Below are 18427 nucleotides of genomic sequence, written 5' to 3'. Positions count from 1 at the left end.
CCATGAACAATCATGCGGATGTTATTATCGTAGGCGGAGGGATCATCGGCTGTGCCGCTGCCTATTATCTCACAAAAAAAGGCTGTTCTGTCCTTGTACTGGAAGGCAGCAAAGATATCGGAAACGGAGGTTCCAGCCGCAACGGAGGCGGCGTACGTCAGTCCGGACGTGATCCAAGAGAACTTCCCCTGGCTATGTACGGCATAAAGAACCTGTGGCCGACCCTTTCCGAGGAGCTGGAAGTGGACTGTGAATATCATCAGGACGGCAATCTTCGTCTGGGAAAAACGGAAAAACATCTGGAAATCTTACAGGGACTTACCGACCGGGCGAAAGCCTGCGGCCTTGATGTGCGGATGATCGACGGAGACGAAGTCCGTGTCATCAATCCGTATTTATCGGATGAAGTCATTGGCGCCAGCTGGTGTCCGACCGACGGCCACGCCAATCCGCTGACCACGACCCTGGGGTATTATAAGATGGCCCGCCGGCTGGGCGCCCGATTTATCACGGAAGAACCGGTGGTCGCTCTGCGAAAAATCAAAGGGCATCTCCGCCAGGTGATCACGAAGGACAATGTGTACGAAGGCGACACGGTGATCCTTGCCGCCGGTCTGGGCAGCAGAGAGATCGCTGCCACCGTGGGGATTGATATCCCGATGCAGCCGGCCATGCTGGAAGCCCTGGTCACGGAGGCGCAGCCGCCGATGTTTGATCAGATGCTCGGCACAGCGGAAGCGGATTTTTACGGACATCAGACCAAACACGGTTCCTTTGTATTCGGCGGAACTTCCGGTCTTGAAGGATTTACCAAGGATAATCATACGCCGGTGACCAACAGTATATCCGCACCGAGTACCTGCCGGGGGATTATCAAATATTTTCCGGTGCTCAGGGATGCCAAGATCGTGCGGACCTGGGCCGGCTGGATGGACCTCTGCGCCGATAAAGTGCCGGTCATCAGCACGGTTTCGGAGGTGCCTGGTTTGATTCTTGCCTGCGGATTTTCCGGACATGGTTTTGGTATCGCGCCGGCAGTGGGAACGGTGCTTTCCCAGCTGGCTCTCCATGAGCCAACGGCAGTGGATCTGCATGAACTTCGATATGACCGCTTTCGGGCGAAAGCTTAAAAAAATATAGATAGGAGAGTGACTACTATGGAAATGTCAAGAATTGAAATAATCACATCGATGTATCGTCTGGCTGCTTTGAAACATGCTTTGAGCAAAATCGGCGTTCACGGTATGACCGTGCTGCAGGCCATGGGCTGCGGTACACAGAAAGGAACTTATGAATATGCCGCTGATGTGGTGGAAGATATGGAGCTTCTGCCAAAGCAGATGATCATTCTCTACGTGGAAAATGAAAAGATTGATTCCGTGGTTGATGTGGTGAAAAAAGAACTGTATACAGGACATATCGGGGATGGCAAGATTTTTATTTCCGATGTCAGCAATATTATCAGGATCCGTACCGGAGAAGAAGGCACTTCCGCGCTGGTATAGCGGAAGAAACCTGACAGGGAGGCGATATGTATGAATGAAAAGAAATTGGGGCTGCCCAGTGTCATAGCAGTAGGCGTCGGGCTGATCGTGGCGACCAGCTGTCTGATGTCTTTGGGACAGGGCGCCGGCAGTCTGGGAATCAGCTTTATCATCGCCATGGTCATTGCCTGTTTTGTCAATATCATGACGGCATTGTCCTTATCGGAGCTCAATGCGCTGATGCCGAATCTGACAGGCGGCCTGGCGCAGTATACACTGGCCTGTATGGGTCCCTTCGCCGCCATTATCTCCATGGTAGGCGGATATCTGGTGTGCAACACCATCTGCGGCAGTGTGGAATGCGCCATGTTTGGAAATACCATGAACAGTGTATTAAACACAGGAATCCCCTCCAATGTATTCTGTGTCATCCTGCTGGTGGTACTGATCGCCGCCAACTTAAACGGACTGGATATCTTCGCGAAGATACAGAACCTGGTGGCCTACGGCCTGATCTTTTCCCTGGTTATCCTGGGACTGCTGGGTATTTTCGGCATCGGTACCGGAACAAAAGTAGAACAACCGCTGGTACTGACCATGAATTTCGGAGAGATTTTCTCCTATGTGGGTCTGGCGTTTTTCCTGTTTCTGGGATGCGAGTTTATCATCCCGATCTCGAAGGACGTGAAAAATCCCCGGAGAAATGTTCCGCTGGGTATGATCTTAAGTCTGATTATTGTCTGTGTCATGGAAGTGCTGGTGGTGCTTGGCATGCACAATTACACGCCGTGGGAAGTGCTGGCGGCTGATAATTCTCCCCATGTGCTTTACGGACGGTCTCTCCTTGGTAATGCCGGCGTGATCTGGATGGCGCTGGTGTCCATCTTCGCCGTGGTCAGCACCGTCAATTCGGTCATCAGTTCCCTGTCCTATATCTGTGCGGGAATGGCGAAGATCAACCTGCTCCCGGCAGTATTTGGACGGAAAAATAAAAAAGGCGCGCCTTACGTGGGTATTCTTTCCATCGGCGGAGTGATGATCGTCATCAACGCCACGGGACTATCCACCACCAATCAGTTATCTTTCCTGATTCTCATTGGCAGCGTGTTCTGGATGATCGCCTACATCATTTCCAACATTAACGTGCTGATCTTAAGACACCGGCTTCCGAAAGCTCCCCGGACATTCAAAACGCCAGGAGGCATCCTCTGTCCGGTCATCGGCGCGGCAGGAAATGTATTTATGATCATAAACATTGATTCTGACCCGGCCACGAGACTTCGGATTTATATGATCTGCGCCATCATTTTCCTGGCGCTGGGGATCTATTCAGCCGTCTGGATCAAGAAGGTCATGAAGCTGGCCCTCTTTAAACCGCTTCCGGTCCATCAGGTGATGGCCATGGAAAATGACGCCTACCAGGTGGCAAGAAAAAGAAAAGAACATCAGATAAAAGTTGACAACGCCCATCTTCATGTAGTAGATTATTAGAGAAAAGAAGAATATAAGGCGAGGGCGCTCAGAATATATGGTTCTGAGCGCCTTTTCTTTTTGAAGGAGGGAACAGAGATGAAAGAATTGATGGAGCATGCGGAGGGAATCAACCGTCTGATGGCAAGATATGGTGTGAAGTTTGGAATTTATAAAAACGGAGAATTTCATGAGCAGCTGTTTCCTTTCGACGCGATTCCCAGAGTGATATCCCATGAGGATTTTAAGAAGCTGGAAAAAGGTCTGACACAGAGAGTGGATGCACTGAATCTGTTTTTGAGAGACATTTACGGAGAAAAAAGATCATAAAAGATAAGATTATTCCGGAAGAATTTGTCTTTACGTCTTCCGGTTATCTTCCGGAATGTGATGGAATCTGTCCGCCAAAGGGCATTTACAGCCATATTTCGGGCATCGATCTCGTCCTTGGAAAAGACCAGGAATGGTACATACTGGAAGATAATCTGAGGATTCCGTCCGGCGTTTCTTATCCGCTCATCGCCCGGGAGATCTGCCGGAGAGTCTCACCGGCGACTTTCAGTAACACGCCCATTGTGGATAACAGAAATTATGCTTCGCTGCTGAAAGAGACTCTGGCCTGGGTCAACACGGGAGGAATTCCTGTTATCATGACGCCAGGACGTTATAATGCCGCCTATTTTGAACATTCCTATCTGGCAGAGCGGACCGGCAGTGAGCTGGCCACCTGCTCGGAGCTGTTTGTGGAAGATAATTATCTGTATTACAGGGATTACCGGGAGAAAAAACAGAAGGTGGGAGTGATTTACCGGAGAATTTCCGATGAATATCTGGATCCCATGACATTTCTTCCGGAATCGCTCATCGGTATTCCGAATATCATGGACGTGTACCGCAGCGGCCATGTGGCCATCGTCAATGCGCCGGGCAACGGTATCGGCGACGATAAGGGCATCTACTATTTTGTGCCGAAGATGATCCGTTATTATCTTGACCAGGAACCGGTGCTTAAAAATGCGCCGACCTATCTGCCGTTCTTTGAGGAGGACAGGAATTATGTGCTTGATCATCTGGAGAATCTGGTCATTAAGGATGTGGCGGAGGCCGGAGGTTACGGAGTGATTTTTGGAAATACGCTGAGCAGGGAGAAACTTTCGGAGATGAAAGAGCTGATCCAAAAAGAATCCCGCCGGTTTATCGCCTAGGAAGTCATCGATTTCCAGGATATGGATGTCAGCGAGGACGGCGAGATTGTGAAACGTAAGGCAGATCTCCGGGCCTTTGTACTGTCCGGCAAAGAGACGAAGGTGTGGGCCAGCGGGCTGACCAGGTTTTCCCGGAACCCGGATTCTTTTGTAGTGAATTCATCACAGGGAGGAGGATTTAAAGACACATGGGTATTATATCAGTAGAAAAAGTTGACCATCTGTACTGGCTGGGACGCTATACAGAGAGAGTGTACACGACTCTGCGGCTGTTCTTTCATATTTATGACAAGATGATCGAGCAGCCGGAGGGCGTATATGTAAAATATTGTGAGAGACTCAATATCCCGGATATCTATACATCCAACAAACAGTTTGTGCAGTCCTATCTGTTTGGAGAGGATAACCCGGATTCTGTCTTTTCCAACATGAAAAGAGCGTACGACAACGCGGTTGTGCTGCGGGATGAACTGAGCAGCAACGTGTTGTCCTACGTGGAGCTTGCCCTTAATACTTTCGACGGCTGCCGGAAAACCACGGCGCCTCTTCTGGAGCTTCAGCAGGTTATTGATTATCTTCTTGCCTTCTGGGGCTGTGCCGACGACTATGTGGAGCAGGAAGACTGCCGGAACATTTTAAAATGCGGAAAATATATCGAGCGTCTGGATCTCTGTATCCGGCTGGATTACCATATGGATGATCTGGAAAAAGAATACCGGAAGCTGATTAACCGCCTGGGTAAAACAAATCTGTGTTATAATGAGGATAATCTGAAACGTCTGAAAGATCTGATTGATCACAAGATGGATCAGAAAATTCAAAAACAGGAGGCGCTTCGCTGTCTGGGAGGGCTGATCTCTTAAATACAGTGTATGCATTCCGGAAGACAGCGCACAGAAAATGAAGATACTTAAGTTTGTATATACCATGGAGCTGCATTTTTCTTCCCCGGTAAAAAACCATGCTTTCGCGCTCCGCTGCATTCCGGGAGATTCTGCCCGGCAAAAGATAGATTTTACGGAGCAGACCATCGCTCCGGCGGATTATATCTCAAGGTCAAGGGATGGTTTTGGAAATATCCTTTTAAGTGGGTGCGTGGATGGACTTCACGATTCTTTTTCTTATAAAATCGCAGGCACTGCAAAGGTGCAGGGCGGCATGCAGGTGCAGGAAGAAAGCCTGCATCCCATGTACCGTTATCCGTCCGTCTATACACAGTATACACCGGAAGTCGTTGCCTTTGCAGAGCGTCAGATGGCGGTCTGCCGGGAGAAAAAAGCGCATACCGCCATGGAAAAGGCCGTCTGCGTCATGAATGATCTATATGAGAATTTTACGTATATCCCCGGGGTGACAGATATCCATACCACCGCCGGGGAGGCGCTGCGTCTTGGCAGGGGCGTTTGCCAGGATTATGCTCACATCATGACGGCGGTTCTCCGGTACATGGGGATCCCGGCCCGGTATGTCAATGGCCTGATGATCGGGGAGGGCTATACTCATGCCTGGGTGGAAGTGTATACCGACGGCGGCTGGTACGGACTGGATCCGACCAATAACCTGCATATTGATGATTATTACATTAAGCTGGCCCATGGAAGAGATTATAAGGACTGCCCGGTGGATAAGGGATGTTTTTGGGGAAATGCAGTTCAGGAACAAAAGATTTATGTGAATGTGGAGGAAATAGACGATGACAGAGACAGTGGTGGCCATGAAGCTTCCGGTAGACGAAAGCCTTCGGATTCAGAAAAACAGGATCATGCCGGCTCATCCCACAGGCAATGAAAAGAGGATCGCGGTGGTGACCGGAACCCACGGGGACGAGCTGGAGGGACAGTTCGTCTGTTATGAACTTTTAAGAAGGCTCAAGGCGGAACCCGGACAGCTTCGTGGGATCGTGGACGTATATCCGGCATTAAATCCCCTGGGAATTGATTCTATTACCCGGGGGATTCCTATGTTTGATCTGGATATGAACCGGATTTTTCCGGGCAATGAAAAGGGAGCGATGATGGAATCTTTGGTGTACCATCTGACAGAAGATCTGAAAGGCGCAGATCTGTGCGTGGACATCCACGCCAGCAATATTTTCCTGATGGAGCTTCCGCAGGTGCGGATCAATGAGATGACGGCGGAGACACTGGTTCCTCTGGCAGAGAAAATAAATGTGGATCTGGTCTGGATACACGCCAATTCCACAGTGCTGGAGTCCACTCTCGCCTACAGTCTCAACCAGGCCGGCACGCCTACGCTGGTGGTGGAGATGGGAGTCGGCATGCGGATCACCAGAGAATATGGATACCGTCTGGTGGACGGCATCTTAAATGTCATGCGGGAACTTGGTCTCTGGGAAGGCGGGACCGCGGCTGTGCGGGAACCGGTAATTTCCACAGACCGGGCGGTCAGCTACTTAAATGCAGATAAAGCGGGCATCTATGTGCCGCAGGTTCAGATCGGGGAGCAGGTAAAAGAAGGAACGCTCCTCGGAGAGATTTTGAATCCACTGACCGGTGACGTGGAACAGGCAGTGACCGCGCCGGCGGAGGGATTGTTATTTACAAGAAGAGAGTATCCGGTGGTATACAGTGGTTCTCTGCTGGGACGGATACTGGGAGGCATAGAAAAATGAGAAAAACAGAAATATACAGTCTAGAATCCCCTTACCGGGATACGCTGACCGTCAGCGGATATTGTTTCGGACACGGACAAAAGGCTGCCTGCATTGTGGGCAGTCTGCGGGGCAACGAGGTGCAGCAGCTTTATGTCTGCTCACAGCTGGTGCGAAAACTGCAGAAGCTGGAGGCGGCGGGCGCTGTTTCCAAGGATAAGGAAATCATGGTGATCCCTTCCGTCAACCATCATGCCATGAATATCGGCAAGCGGTTCTGGCCGGTGGACAATACAGATATCAACCGGATGTTCCCGGGCTATGATCTGGGAGAGACCACCCAGCGGATTGCCGCCGGCGTCTTTGAGAAGATAAAAGATTACGATTACGGCATCCAGTTTGCCAGCTTCTATATGCCCGGCGATTTCATTCCCCATGTGCGGATGATGGACACCGGAAGGCAGAATACCAGTCTGGCAGGCCTTTTCGGTCTCCCTTATGTGGTGGTAAGAAAGCCAAGGCCCATTGACACCACAACCTTAAATTATAACTGGCAGATCTGGGATACCAGCGCCTTCTCTCTCTATACTACGGAGACAGACTTTATTGATGAGAAATCTGCCCGGCAGGCGGTGTCTGCGGTCCTTCGCTTTCTCACCCGCATGGGAATCCTGAAATACAACAGCCATAATGGTTATATATCCACAGTGATCGGCGAAGAAGAGCTGACTTCAGTGAAAACCGATACCGGCGGCATCTACCGGCGGCTGGTCCATCCCGGCGATGAAGTGCAGAGGGGAGAACCGCTGGCGGAAATCGTCCACCCTTATGAAGGAGACGTGATCTCGACAGTGTTATCGCCCACGGAAGGCGTCGTATTTTTCATGCATAAAAAGCCGCTGGTAACAGAGAATGAGATCGTCTGCCGGATTATCCGGTGGCTGCATAATTAAGATTCCTTTTTCTGACAATCCCGGTTTTTTTGTTTATAAATATTTTCCGGCTCCGGTTGCAAAAGAACAGAAAATATATGATAATACTATGAAACAGGATGTTTTGCGCCGGAGAGGAGGTTTTGCTGTGGGATGGAAACCGCTGCCTGTTGGCATTGATGATTTTAAAAAATTAATAGAACAGGGATATTATTATGTGGATAAATCCCTGCTGATAAAAGAACTGCTGGACCTGAAAGGAGAAGTCAATCTTTTTACCCGTCCGCGCCGTTTCGGAAAGACGTTGAATATCAGTATGCTCCGCTGTTTTTTTGAGAAAAACTATCCTGATTCCACAGATGCTCAGGGAGAGGATGTATTCCGGGGATTAAAAATCATGGATGCAGGAGAACGCTATCTGTCTCACATGGGGAAGTATCCGGTGATCAGTATTTCGTTAAAGTCCATGAAACAGCCTTCCTGTGCGCTTTCTTTTTCCATGCTCCAGAAGATTATCGGGCAGGAATATTTAAGACACTGGGAAGAAATCAAGCGGAGCGGAGAACTGACTGAGGCAGAGAAAGAGCGATATCTCCGCATCCGTGACCTGAAAGGAGAGGAAGCGGATTATGCGGACGCCCTTCGCTTTTTGTCAGACTGCCTGTACCGGTGTACCGGAGAAAAAGTTCTTGTATTGATTGATGAGTATGATGTGCCGCTGGAAAATGCGTATTTTCATGATTTTTATGAACAGATGGCCGACAGGATTCGTTCCCTGTTCGAGTCCGTGCTGAAATCCAACGAGAATCTTGCGTTTGCTGTGGTGACCGGCTGCCTTCGTATCAGTAAAGAATCTATTTTTACAGGACTGAATAACCTCAATGTGATTTCAATCACCAGCGATGCTTATGCAGAGCATTTTGGATTCACGCAAAAGGAAGTAGATGCGCTGCTTAAAGCTTATGATCTGCAGGACAATGCCCGTATCGTCCGGGAATGGTATGACGGCTATCAGTTTGGTGAGACGGAAGTTTATAATCCCTGGAGTGTTATTAATTATATACAGTCCTGTTATAAGAATAAAAAGGCGCTGCCGAAACCGTACTGGTCCAATACCAGCTCCAACAGTATCGTCCGTACTTTGGTCGAGAAAGCGGATTTGTCAGTCAAGCAGGAGATTGAGGCTCTGATTGAAGGAAAAACGATCATAAAACCGGTTCATGAAGATATCACCTATGAAGATATGGATTCCACACAGGATGCCCTCTGGAATTTTCTGTATTTTACCGGCTATTTAAAAAAGGTCAGCGAAAGACAGGAGGAAGAAAATGTTCTGATGGAACTGGCCATTCCCAACAGGGAGGTCCGATACATTTACAAGACTACGGTCCTGCGCTGGTTTGAAAGCCAGACAAGGAAGAAGGAGTTATCGCCCCTCTATGAGAGTATCCTGGAGGGAGACACAGAAAAAATATCAGAAATCCTTTCGGAGAATCTCATGGAGACCATCAGTTTTTATGATTATCAGGAAAGCTATTACCACGGATTTCTCACGGGAATGCTGAAAAATATGAACGGCTATATCGTCCTTTCTAACCGGGAGTCCGGCAGCGGCCGCCCGGATATCCTTATAAAATATCCCAGCGTAAAGGGCAAAGCAGTTATATTTGAGATTAAAGTTTCAAAGACTTATCAGGAACTGCAAAAAAAATGCGGGGAAGCTCTCCGCCAGATTACGGAACAGAATTACGCCGCTGCTCTTCAGCAGGAAGGCTATCAGGATATACTGGCATACGGGGTGGCTTTTTACAAAAAAGAATGCCTGGTAAAAAAATGTGAAAAACTGTAATGCTTTTTTGACGTTGTCTCAGGGGAATCCCAAACAATTTGGGATTCCCTTTTTTATGCCTTTATCATGGTAAAATTATTTCAAAATGAAAATCCCGTATTTCTATATCAGGAGGAGGCTGAAAGGTATGAAAGGCAAAAAAATTATTCTGGAAGACGTGGATACCGTCGTGGTTGCCGCCGGTTCAAGACCGGTCAATACGCTGGAGCCGGAACTGAACGAAATCGGCGTCCCGGTAAAAGTCATCGGCGACTCCAAAAAGGTAAGAAACGGACTTGCCGCCATCTATGAAGGATATATGGCAGGTTATGAAATCTAAAGTAAGAAGATAAAGGACCTGAAAATCTGCTGTAAATCTCTTTTCCTCTGTGGTATCATCAAAAAAGACTACTTTGACAGACAGAAACGGAGGATGATTTCACATGAAATACGATTTTACTTCCATCATGGACCGCAGGGGTAAGGATGCCCTGGCCATTGACGGTATCGGAGCGGATAAAATATGGGGCAATGAGCCGGATGAGCCAAAGGAAGGCTTTGACTTTATTCCCATGTGGGTGGCAGACATGAACTTTCCCACCTGTCCTTCTGTGACAGCGACGGTTATGGAGAGACTCAGGCATCCGGCTTTTGGATATTTCCGGCCGTCAGAAGAGTATTATAACTCGATCATCCGGTGGCAGGAGAAGCATTTCGGCGTGACCGGACTGAAAAAAGAACATATCGGCTACGAGAACGGCGTTCACGGCTGTGTGACCAGCGCGGTCAACGTATTGTCCCAGCCGGGAGATAAGATTCTGATTCACAGCCCGTTTTATCTGGGATTCACTTCGGATATCGAAGGACTGGGAAGAAAGTCTGTGTTCAGCCCGCTTAAGAAAGATGCGGATGGCATCTGGCGGATGGATTACGAGGATATGGACCGGAAATTAAAGAAGAATCACATCCATCTGGCGATTTTCTGCTCGCCGCACAATCCCTGCGGCCGGGTGTGGGAACGCTGGGAACTGGAGAAGGCCATGGAAGTCTATGCGGCCAACGACTGTTATGTGATCAGCGACGAGATCTGGGCGGACCTGACCTTTTCCGGCCACAGGCACATTCCAACGCAGATGGTCAGTGACTGGGCGAGGGAGCATGTGATCGCCGTGTATGCGCCCAGCAAAACATTTAATCTGGCGGGCATGATCGGCAGTTTCGATGTCATTTACAGTGACTATCTGCGGGACAGGATCACCCGGTACGGCGATGCGACCCACTATAATGAGATGAACGTTCTTTCCATGCACGCCCTCATCGGCGCTTATAAACCGGAGGGCAGTGAGTGGCTTGAAGAATTGCGGACGGTTCTTGAGGAGAACGCCCGCTATGCCGTGGACTTTATCAGGGAAAACTTCCGCGGAGTGGATGTTGCCATGCCTCAGGGAACGTATATGATTTTCCTGGACTGCACGGAATACTGTAAACAGGCGGGAATGACCATTGAACAGCTGCTGAAAGCAGGCTGGGATGTGGGTGTCGGCTGGCAGGACGGAAGGCCGTTCGGCGGGCCCTGCCATATCCGAATGAATCTGGCTTCCCCTGCCAGCAGGATCAGGGAAGCCTTTGGGCGGTTGAAAAAGTATGTATTTTTGCTGTGATATGGGCAATGTCTTTTTTGTGACAGAGGATATACATTTGCTGCCGTAAAATATAATGCAATAAACCAGGAAACCATGGTATAGGATTTGAAGAACAGAAAGAATCCTGTACCATGGTTTTTTATGAGAATAAAAATGAAATTTATAATGGAAGTGGGAAAATGTTTATGAGATATTAATTTATAAAATAATAGTTGACCTCGCTACTATTTTGTGTTATAGTTTCTCACGCGAAAAGTCAGTTTGCAAATGCACAGGAACGACGTTGGAAACTGTGCGGAAAATGTAACTAAAAATCCTGCACTTTTATATCAGGAGGAGTGTGAAAAGAAATGTGCGACAGTTTTTCCAGCATGGGACGCTGGGTGTCCATCTTTGACAGACTGATGAAAATGTATTATGACCATGGTCTGTCTGACTATGAGATCGGATGGGGACAGCAGTTTTATGTGGAATATCTGTATGAATCTCCTGGAGCTTCGCCCCAGGAGATGGTGGAGCGGTTCCGGGTGGATAAAGCAACGCTCACAAAGACCATCCGGAAGCTCACAAAAGTAGGGTATATCCGTGTGACCGGCGATGAGAAAGACCGCCGGGTGAAACATCTGTATCTGACGGAGAAAGCGATACCGGCGGCAAAACAGATCAAGAAGATTCACGCGGATTTTTATCAGACGTTTCGGGAGGGAATCTCTTCCGAGGCTCTGGCACTGACGGAAGAGACTCTGCAGAAGATGACAGACAATATCAATCAGAAAGTATGGCACAGAATGGAGGTACATCATGGAGAGTAAAGAGAATACACAGGAAGGAATCAAATCAACAGCAGAAAAAGAAGTCTGATCTTTTTCTGTCTGATCGTCTCAGGCATCGCCTCGTCCACGCTGTCCACGGCCATGACGACGGCCCTGCCAAATGTGGTGGAATATTTTGGAGTCAGCACATCCATCGGGCAGTGGGTGACCAGCGGGTATTCCCTGGCCATGGGAATGGTGCTGCCTCTGACCGCGTTTCTGATCACCCGTTTTCCAACGAAGAAGCTGTATCTGACGGGGATCGGAGCCTTTATCGTGGGACTGCTGCTCAGCATTTTCGCAGGAAATTTCGGTTTTATGATGGTGGGAAGAGTCCTGCAGGCCTGCGGCAACGGCGTGCTGATGTCGGCGGCCCAGGTGGTGATCCTGACCATCTATCCGGTGGAAAACCGGGGAACCATGATGGGAACCTACGGACTGGCCACCACGGCAGCTCCCATTGTGGCACCGACCATCGCCGGGCTGCTCATTGACGCCTTCGGCTGGAAGTCCATTTTTTATGTGGTTCTTGTGATCATGGCGATTTCCTTTGTGTTATCAGCTATTGTTTTTGAAAATGTACTGGAACTGCAGGATAAGAAGTTTGATGTGATTTCTTTTATCGAAAGTATCATTGCCTTCGGCGGCATCACTTTGGGAATCGGCAATATCAGCAGCTTCGGCCTGATCAGCGTGGAGGCGGGGCTGCCTCTGGTCGCAGGCGCGGTGGTCTGCGTATTCTTCGTGGTAAGACAGTGCAGCCTGGAAAAACCGTTCCTCGATGTAAAGATTCTCGCGAACAGGAATTACGCGGTCAGCGTTATCGCCAGCATGGTGCTTTACCTTGTGATGATGGGATCTTCCGTGATGATGCCCCTCTATGTGCAGAGTGTCATGGGCTATTCCGCGGTGACCTCAGGCCTTGTGACGCTGCCGGGTTCCTTTGCCACGGCGGTGGTCAGCCCTTTTGCCGGTAAAATCTATGACAAAATGGGAATCAAACGCCTCTTTGTAGCCGGTTCCGCAGCTCTTCTTATCAGTAACATCGGCATGTATTTTCTTTCCCTGAGCACGCCGCTCTGGGTGGCAGCCGCATTAAATGTGATCCGGAACATTTCCATCGGCAGCCTGATGATGCCTCTTCTTACCTGGGGTACCAGTAATGTGGCGCCGTAGAAAGTAGCAGATGCTTCCTCTCTGCTGTCTTCCTTCAGAACCATTGCCGGTTCCATCGGATCTGCAGTATTTGTGGGAATCATGACAGTGGTCAGTGCAGCTTCTGCATCAACCTATGGAGAACGGGCCATGATACATGGTATGAACATTTCCTTCCTCTGTATGGCTGGGGGCACCCTGGTGCTTCTGCTGATTTCGATTTTCGCTGTGCGAAAGAAGCAGAGTATGAAATAAAAGGTATTCACCGCTTCCTGCGGCGTAAAACCGTGCGGGAAATACATAAAACGCCGTACCGGAGGATATCACCGTCGGTACAGAATCCCTGGAAGAAACATATAAAACAAATTGTAAAAGGTATGCAGAATGTGTATAATGTAAAAAATGGATTTTTATCCCGGATAATATCATAGAGCAGAATAGTATTGGATTTTAGAGAGGTATCATGATAATGGTCATATACACAAGAATGAAAAAGGAGACATTGCAAGGATTAAATAAATCCTGTTTGGTATCGAAACGTCATTTAGATGCAATCAATAAATGTGTTGAGATTATTCAGTGTTTTGATTTAGTTTTTGAGGAAATCATTCTTTTTGGCAGTTGTGCTAAAAGCAGATCAAGATTTGGCAGTGATATTGATTTGATGATTCTGGTGAATGAGATGCCGCCTAAAAAGAAGATTTTTGATTTGAAAAATATTTTGTGTGATGAAATCGAGATGAAATCCGGCATAGAAGTCGATTTAAAAGTTGCCACTGTGACAAACTTTAACAGCGCCAAAAGTTTTTTTTATAATGTAATCAAGAAAGATGGTATAATTTTATGGAAGAGCTGAGAACATATAAAGATTTTGCAGATAATTCCTATCAATATTTTATGTTTGCATATAATAGTGGTCAGTTATTTAATGAGATGGGCGCAATGGCACAAAGTGTTTGTGAACGATATCTGAAGCATTTGATTTCAGAATTTTCTGAGCCTGAAAACAGCATCGAAAATGAAGAGAAAGAAAGAGTTTTAAGGGGAAGATTCTCTGACATTAAATCAAGAGGATTTAGATGACTGTGCGGAAGCAATTAAACTATGTAAACAATTTACGGAAGACAGCATTGCACAATTTACGGATATAACAGATTAAGGAGAAGTTTACAGCGGTTAATCGCAGTTGATTAGCCGCTGTATTTTAGCTGCATTTCAGTAAAATAATATCAAATCAGCATCATCCCCTTCCCCTCTATTTCCGCCCTACCAGCATCCGGGACTCACCCAGCATCATCATGGCCGCCCGCCGGCGGGAGCCGAAGATCTCCCGGGTCATATCGATGAGCCGTACATCCGCATAGCCCATACCCCGCAGTTTCCGGACGAAAGAATCCATATCCCCGTATGCCCGTGGTTTCATGTTGTCGTTGATGGCGAACACGCCGCCTTTTTTCAGCACCCGCAGGGTTTCCAGCAGCAATGCCTGTTTGTCCGAACCCATGATATTATGATAGACGTAGTTGCTAACCACGGCGTCAAAGCTCTCATCCGGGAAGTCCAGCTTGTTGGCGTCCCCATGCTGAAACCGGCACCGGGCGCTCACACCTTCGCTTGCGGCGTTTTTCTCGCACATAGCCTGGCTGTAGCCGAAGTCTGCGCCCCAATAGTCAATGCCTGTCACCTGGGCCGACGGCCAGGTGAGGGCCGCCCGGATGGATAATGGCCCGGAGCCGCAGCCCACTTCCAGAAACTGCCCCTGCCCGTCAAAATTCAGATGGGAAAGGACGACCAGGTGAGTCTGATCCATCATACCGCCGCCTCCGAAGGCATACTGCCGCCGTATCCAGGCACACCACAGAAGCAGCGCCAGCAGGATCACTGCGGCAATCACGAACATCACACCCAGCGCCGTGATATGGAACACCGTAAATGACAGCACCGCCAGTACCACAGACAGCGCCAAAAGGCCGCCTGCCACATAGAAAACAGGGTTTGACATCCAGCTCCCGTAATTCTCTCCGTGCGTCCCAAGGCGGATTACTGCCTGTCGGAAATTCCTGTCTTGCATGATAATATCATCTCCTTATTTAGCTAAATCTTTCTTGCTTTATTTCACATGCACCATCTTCACCATACAAAATCGGTCGGATACATTCATGCTGAGCTTTGTGGAGAGTTTCAGCCCGGTCTTGTCGATATGGCGGTAATAGGGTTCCTCATTTCCGAAGCTTTGCAGCATCCGCATAAGGGCAAGTACTTTTTCCTCTTCAAAATAGTGGAACAGACCGCCGGCCGTAACCAGCACCGGCGCATCCGGTACATCGATACGAATCCGCCTGATCCAGTCATCTGAAAAGGCATCGCCGGCAAAGTATGTCTGTCGTTCCGGTTCCAGGAGCAGTGTCTTTCGATATTCCATCACATCCGGCAGATCGACAGCGTACCAGCGGGTATGCCCGTTGTCGTTCCTGTAAAAGGTGGTCTCCAGCCCGCACCCCAGTTCTGCGATTACGCCCCCTGGTTTGCGGCGGAGGAAGTCCTGGATATATCGGTCCATATTAGCGGAACGGGAAGCAAATTCCGGCATAGTATTCTTCCTTATGAACATTGCAAACGGCTATCCTGCCTGCCACAGCGTATTCATGACCAAACTCAGTCCTGACTGCATTGCCACCATCAAAGGGCAGAGGATCAACTCCTCAAAGCAGATCATATGGTTAGTAATAACTAACCAATATGTACTCAGTATATCTTATCCTGTGTGAAAAAGCAATAGGAAAGCAAGAATTTAGAAACATTGATTCGCGCACAGGCGAAGGGAATTTCTTTTAAGAATTGATTTATTATTGTGCAGTAAAAAAGCCCTGAACCTCATGGTTCAGAGCTAAATTCTTATGCCGATGGCCGGACTCGAACCGGCACGGATTATCTCCGCTTGATTTTGAGTCAAGTGCGTCTGCCAATTCCGCCACATCGGCGTGTCCTTCATCTGCTCATGAGAGCAAAATGAATATTCGAAAAACATAGAAAATGTATCATGCAGCTGTCATAGCTGGCTTTGCACATCAACTCTGATATATTATCACACCCATAGACACATGTCAATCTTTTTTGAAAAATTCTGCAAATTTATACAGTTCTGAAAACTGCCCCGGGTCAACACCGGTCTGAGTTCTGTCACGATATTCACTGACGAAGCGTCAGCCGGAACGGAGAGGAGTTCTTCTTTTTTAATGGGAATGTCAGATGAATGGTAAATACTTCCTGACTTCGCTCCATTTCCAGATGTCCGTGAAGAAGCTCTGCCATTTTCTGTACATTTCGAAGGCCGATATTGTTGCTGTCATCGGAAGAATATTCCTGACGGATGGTATTTTTGATGGAAATATGAATCTGTTCCCGGTTGAGGAAGAGGGCGCAGGATACTTCCACCGGCTGTTCCTTATCGCCGTATTTGAGGATGTTGGAAAACAGATTGGTAAAAATCCGTTTCAGCATCAGACGGTCGCTGGTGAGACTGGCGCTTTCCTCCGAAAAACGACAGTGTGTGTGAAAACCGGCCAGGCGGATATATTCGCAGTTTTCCCGGAGATACTGCAGAACATCGCTGGTAGAAAGGCAGGTGAAGTCCGGCGTTTCTTCCTCCTCGGAGACGAGGGCGTACTCAAACATCCGGTCGGTCAGTTCCTGAATATCGCCGGTTTTTTTGAGACAGCGCCGGAGATATTCCTCGTGGATCTCAGGATTGCGCCGCAGCTGCATCACTTCAAGATACCCCCGGAGAATGGTGAGGGGTGTGCGAAGATCATGGGAGAGAGCGGTGATCAGGTCCTGATTGGCCTTCCGGCTTTCCTGTTCCTGCCGGATATTTTCCCGGAGAGTCTGACGGAGATTGTCCAGCTCCTGCCCCAGAATACCGATCTCATCCTGTCCCCGAACCCGGACAGGGTGATCCAGGTCGCCGGTGGACATGCGGAGGATTTCCTGCTCCATGGCAATGACCGACTGCATTTTCCGGCTGATAAAAAATAAAAGCACAGACAAAAACAGCGCCACGCAGAAAAGAAGACAGAAAATGTAATAATAAAACATAAATTCCGCATTGTGATAACAGAGAATCTGAACGCTGTAATATCCGTTTTTGAAAGGCAGAGAGAGCTCATAGTGCTCCTCGCCGATATTGTCTGTAAAATCCAGAGCCAGATTGAAAAAGAGACTGCTGTGGTCATAAAAGTATTCCGGAAACTTTCCGGCGCGGTAGAGACCGTCGTCGGCTCCGTAAATGTATAATCCTGTGTAGGCGTCGCAAATATCAAAAAAAGGAGCAAATGCCTGCTGCTGCGCCGCATTATTTTCTTTGTCAGGAACGGAATAGTCCCTGGCTTCTTCATAGAGTTCCTGAAAAAAGTCCTCCCGCAGAGAAGGCAGCGGCAGAAGTCCGGTCTGCCGGACCGCATAGGCGGCTTCCCATTTGCTCTGCCAGAAAAACTGGAACAATGAGAAGCAAAGAACGCCTGAGACCAGCAGCAGAAGAAAGAATTGCTGCCGGATTTTCAGTGAACACAGCCGGTTTTTCATGCGTTTAATCACAGCGATACCCCTTTCCCCATATTGTTTTTATCAGGACCGGATTTCTCGGATCTTTTTCAATTTTTTTCCTGAGATTCCGGATATGTACCATGACCGTATTGTTGGCTCCGTAATAATAGGGCTCTTTCCACACGGCCTCATATAAATGTTCCGCGGAGAAAATCTGATGCCGGTGGGTGATAAAGAGAAGAAGGATGGCATACTCTGTGTCCGTAAGCACCAGGGGTCTGCCGTCGGCCAGGACTTCCCTTGTCTCCTCGTGAATCTCCAGATGATGAAACCGGAGTACTTTTTCCGGCGGTTCAGGCGTGTCTTTTCCCTTATAGACCAGATAGCGGCGGATCAGGGCTTTGCTGCGGCTGATCAATTCATTGTAGGAAAAAGGTTTGGCCAAGTAATCATCGCCGCCGCTGGAAAATCCCAGAGTCTTATCGCTGTCTTTCGTGCGGGCGCTTAAGAAAAGCACCGGCGCGTTACAGTTTTTCCGGATGGAGACGCAGGTTTGATAGCCGTTTTTCCCTGGCATCATGATATCAAGAATGATCAGATCAAAATCCATTTCCATCGTCAGTTTCAGCGCCGTTTCTCCATCGGACGCCTCCTCGATCAAAAAACCTTCTCCTTCCAGAAGAACATGAATGATTTCCCGTATTTCCGGATTGTCGTCGACTATTAAAATTCGTGAGTGTTCCAT

Annotated in this window: 22 protein-coding genes and 1 tRNA gene; 18 read left to right on the top strand and 5 right to left on the bottom strand. The window is 48.5% G+C overall.

All coding sequences use genetic code 11. The annotated features are described in order from the left end of the window. Positions 1-2 precede the first annotated feature (2 nt). The 18 genes from B5E53_RS08300 (at position 3) to B5E53_RS08230 (ending at position 14223) form a co-directional block, all read left to right on the top strand. Positions 3-1130 carry an FAD-binding oxidoreductase gene (locus B5E53_RS08300; RefSeq protein WP_087313994.1) on the top strand — a complete coding sequence of 376 codons (1128 nt, stop codon included), beginning with the start codon at positions 3-5 and terminating at the stop codon, positions 1128-1130. 27 nt (positions 1131-1157) lie between these two features. After that, complete coding sequence (locus tag B5E53_RS08295) at positions 1158-1505, top strand: P-II family nitrogen regulator (RefSeq protein WP_087313992.1); 348 nt, start codon at positions 1158-1160, stop codon at positions 1503-1505. A 30-nt stretch (positions 1506-1535) separates the two neighbouring features. Further along, the gene (locus B5E53_RS08290) at positions 1536-2975 is read left to right on the top strand and encodes an APC family permease (RefSeq protein WP_087313990.1); all 1440 of its coding nucleotides are present in this window, start codon (positions 1536-1538) and stop codon (positions 2973-2975) included. A gap of 78 nt (positions 2976-3053) precedes the next feature. After that, positions 3054-3284 carry a circularly permuted type 2 ATP-grasp protein gene (locus tag B5E53_RS20105; protein ID WP_343215620.1) on the top strand — a complete coding sequence of 77 codons (231 nt, stop codon included), beginning with the start codon at positions 3054-3056 and terminating at the stop codon, positions 3282-3284. Beyond that, positions 3278-4159, top strand: coding sequence for a circularly permuted type 2 ATP-grasp protein (locus tag B5E53_RS08285; RefSeq protein WP_343215622.1), 882 nt, complete (start codon positions 3278-3280; stop codon positions 4157-4159). Before B5E53_RS20105 ends, B5E53_RS08285 begins: the two co-directional genes overlap by 7 nt. A gap of 21 nt (positions 4160-4180) precedes the next feature. Continuing rightward, entirely contained in the window at positions 4181-4366 is a 186-nt protein-coding gene (locus B5E53_RS20100; RefSeq protein WP_343215619.1) for a hypothetical protein, read from the top strand. Further along, on the top strand, positions 4348-5022 hold the full coding sequence (locus B5E53_RS08280; protein WP_087313988.1) for an alpha-E domain-containing protein: 675 nt from the start codon (positions 4348-4350) through the stop codon (positions 5020-5022). The genes B5E53_RS20100 and B5E53_RS08280 overlap by 19 nt, the downstream gene beginning before the upstream one ends. Before the next feature lie 37 nt (positions 5023-5059). Further along, on the top strand, positions 5060-5947 hold the full coding sequence (locus tag B5E53_RS08275) for a transglutaminase family protein (protein ID WP_087313986.1): 888 nt from the start codon (positions 5060-5062) through the stop codon (positions 5945-5947). After that, positions 5853-6791 (top strand): M14 family metallopeptidase, encoded by a 939-nt coding sequence (locus tag B5E53_RS08270; protein WP_087313984.1) that lies wholly within the window; start codon positions 5853-5855, stop codon positions 6789-6791. Before B5E53_RS08275 ends, B5E53_RS08270 begins: the two co-directional genes overlap by 95 nt. After that, the gene (locus B5E53_RS08265) at positions 6788-7723 is read left to right on the top strand and encodes a M14 family metallopeptidase (protein WP_087313982.1); all 936 of its coding nucleotides are present in this window, start codon (positions 6788-6790) and stop codon (positions 7721-7723) included. The genes B5E53_RS08270 and B5E53_RS08265 overlap by 4 nt, the downstream gene beginning before the upstream one ends. An 88-nt stretch (positions 7724-7811) precedes the next feature. After that, on the top strand, positions 7812-9551 hold the full coding sequence (locus B5E53_RS08260; RefSeq protein WP_242963589.1) for an AAA family ATPase: 1740 nt from the start codon (positions 7812-7814) through the stop codon (positions 9549-9551). Between the two features lie 127 nt (positions 9552-9678). After that, positions 9679-9870 (top strand): hypothetical protein, encoded by a 192-nt coding sequence (locus tag B5E53_RS08255; protein WP_087313980.1) that lies wholly within the window; start codon positions 9679-9681, stop codon positions 9868-9870. A 103-nt stretch (positions 9871-9973) separates the two neighbouring features. Further along, on the top strand, positions 9974-11191 hold the full coding sequence (locus B5E53_RS08250) for an aminotransferase class I/II-fold pyridoxal phosphate-dependent enzyme (RefSeq protein ID WP_087313978.1): 1218 nt from the start codon (positions 9974-9976) through the stop codon (positions 11189-11191). 332 nt (positions 11192-11523) lie between these two features. After that, the gene (locus B5E53_RS08245; protein WP_087313976.1) at positions 11524-11985 is read left to right on the top strand and encodes a MarR family transcriptional regulator; all 462 of its coding nucleotides are present in this window, start codon (positions 11524-11526) and stop codon (positions 11983-11985) included. A 24-nt stretch (positions 11986-12009) separates the two neighbouring features. Further along, positions 12010-13161, top strand: coding sequence for an MFS transporter (locus tag B5E53_RS08240; RefSeq protein ID WP_275532672.1), 1152 nt, complete (start codon positions 12010-12012; stop codon positions 13159-13161). A 72-nt stretch (positions 13162-13233) separates the two neighbouring features. Beyond that, a complete protein-coding gene (locus tag B5E53_RS19715) occupies positions 13234-13395 on the top strand; it encodes a hypothetical protein (RefSeq protein ID WP_242963585.1) in 162 nt (53 codons plus the stop codon). 232 nt (positions 13396-13627) lie between these two features. Next, entirely contained in the window at positions 13628-13996 is a 369-nt protein-coding gene (locus B5E53_RS08235; protein WP_162611856.1) for a nucleotidyltransferase domain-containing protein, read from the top strand. Next, positions 13984-14223: a hypothetical protein gene (locus B5E53_RS08230; RefSeq protein ID WP_087313972.1), complete on the top strand. Its 240-nt coding sequence runs from the start codon at positions 13984-13986 to the stop codon at positions 14221-14223. The genes B5E53_RS08235 and B5E53_RS08230 overlap by 13 nt, the downstream gene beginning before the upstream one ends. A gap of 172 nt (positions 14224-14395) precedes the next feature. Here the strand turns inward: B5E53_RS08230 and B5E53_RS08225 are convergent, their stop codons facing one another. From B5E53_RS08225 to B5E53_RS08205, 5 genes are all read right to left on the bottom strand, one after another. Beyond that, the gene (locus tag B5E53_RS08225; RefSeq protein ID WP_087313970.1) at positions 14396-15211 is read right to left on the bottom strand and encodes a methyltransferase domain-containing protein; all 816 of its coding nucleotides are present in this window, start codon (positions 15209-15211) and stop codon (positions 14396-14398) included. A gap of 39 nt (positions 15212-15250) precedes the next feature. Further along, positions 15251-15730 (bottom strand): class I SAM-dependent methyltransferase, encoded by a 480-nt coding sequence (locus B5E53_RS08220; protein WP_343215618.1) that lies wholly within the window; start codon positions 15728-15730, stop codon positions 15251-15253. A gap of 308 nt (positions 15731-16038) precedes the next feature. Further along, positions 16039-16121: transfer RNA gene (locus B5E53_RS08215), tRNA-Leu, on the bottom strand. 208 nt (positions 16122-16329) lie between these two features. Continuing rightward, on the bottom strand, positions 16330-17733 hold the full coding sequence (locus B5E53_RS08210) for a HAMP domain-containing sensor histidine kinase (protein WP_087313966.1): 1404 nt from the start codon (positions 17731-17733) through the stop codon (positions 16330-16332). After that, positions 17726-18427: a response regulator transcription factor gene (locus B5E53_RS08205; RefSeq protein WP_087313964.1), complete on the bottom strand. Its 702-nt coding sequence runs from the start codon at positions 18425-18427 to the stop codon at positions 17726-17728. Before B5E53_RS08205 ends, B5E53_RS08210 begins: the two co-directional genes overlap by 8 nt.

It is taken from the genome of Eubacterium sp. An11, from assembly GCF_002161065.1.
Lineage (GTDB): Bacteria > Bacillota > Clostridia > Lachnospirales > Lachnospiraceae > Anaerobutyricum > Anaerobutyricum faecale.
This window is presented reverse-complemented; position numbering and strand designations above follow the sequence as displayed.

Excerpts from the sequence above, each read along its gene's own strand:
- B5E53_RS08225 (WP_087313970.1), bottom strand. The coding sequence starts at position 15,211 with ATGCAAGACAGGAATTTCCGACAGGCAGTAATCCGCCTTGGGACGCAC.
- B5E53_RS08235 (WP_162611856.1), top strand. The coding sequence starts at position 13,628 with ATGAAAAAGGAGACATTGCAAGGATTAAATAAATCCTGTTTGGTATCG.
- B5E53_RS08265 (WP_087313982.1), top strand. The coding sequence starts at position 6,788 with ATGAGAAAAACAGAAATATACAGTCTAGAATCCCCTTACCGGGATACG.
- B5E53_RS20105 (WP_343215620.1), top strand. The coding sequence starts at position 3,054 with ATGAAAGAATTGATGGAGCATGCGGAGGGAATCAACCGTCTGATGGCA.
- B5E53_RS08220 (WP_343215618.1), bottom strand. The coding sequence starts at position 15,730 with ATGCCGGAATTTGCTTCCCGTTCCGCTAATATGGACCGATATATCCAG.
- B5E53_RS08275 (WP_087313986.1), top strand. The coding sequence starts at position 5,060 with ATGAAGATACTTAAGTTTGTATATACCATGGAGCTGCATTTTTCTTCC.
- B5E53_RS08250 (WP_087313978.1), top strand. The coding sequence starts at position 9,974 with ATGAAATACGATTTTACTTCCATCATGGACCGCAGGGGTAAGGATGCC.
- B5E53_RS08280 (WP_087313988.1), top strand. The coding sequence starts at position 4,348 with ATGGGTATTATATCAGTAGAAAAAGTTGACCATCTGTACTGGCTGGGA.
- B5E53_RS08290 (WP_087313990.1), top strand. The coding sequence starts at position 1,536 with ATGAATGAAAAGAAATTGGGGCTGCCCAGTGTCATAGCAGTAGGCGTC.
- B5E53_RS08205 (WP_087313964.1), bottom strand. The coding sequence starts at position 18,427 with ATGGAACACTCACGAATTTTAATAGTCGACGACAATCCGGAAATACGG.
- B5E53_RS08295 (WP_087313992.1), top strand. The coding sequence starts at position 1,158 with ATGGAAATGTCAAGAATTGAAATAATCACATCGATGTATCGTCTGGCT.
- B5E53_RS08245 (WP_087313976.1), top strand. The coding sequence starts at position 11,524 with ATGTGCGACAGTTTTTCCAGCATGGGACGCTGGGTGTCCATCTTTGAC.
- B5E53_RS08260 (WP_242963589.1), top strand. The coding sequence starts at position 7,812 with ATGAAACAGGATGTTTTGCGCCGGAGAGGAGGTTTTGCTGTGGGATGG.
- B5E53_RS08300 (WP_087313994.1), top strand. The coding sequence starts at position 3 with ATGAACAATCATGCGGATGTTATTATCGTAGGCGGAGGGATCATCGGC.
- B5E53_RS08230 (WP_087313972.1), top strand. The coding sequence starts at position 13,984 with ATGGAAGAGCTGAGAACATATAAAGATTTTGCAGATAATTCCTATCAA.
- B5E53_RS08255 (WP_087313980.1), top strand. The coding sequence starts at position 9,679 with ATGAAAGGCAAAAAAATTATTCTGGAAGACGTGGATACCGTCGTGGTT.
- B5E53_RS20100 (WP_343215619.1), top strand. The coding sequence starts at position 4,181 with ATGGATGTCAGCGAGGACGGCGAGATTGTGAAACGTAAGGCAGATCTC.
- B5E53_RS08270 (WP_087313984.1), top strand. The coding sequence starts at position 5,853 with ATGACAGAGACAGTGGTGGCCATGAAGCTTCCGGTAGACGAAAGCCTT.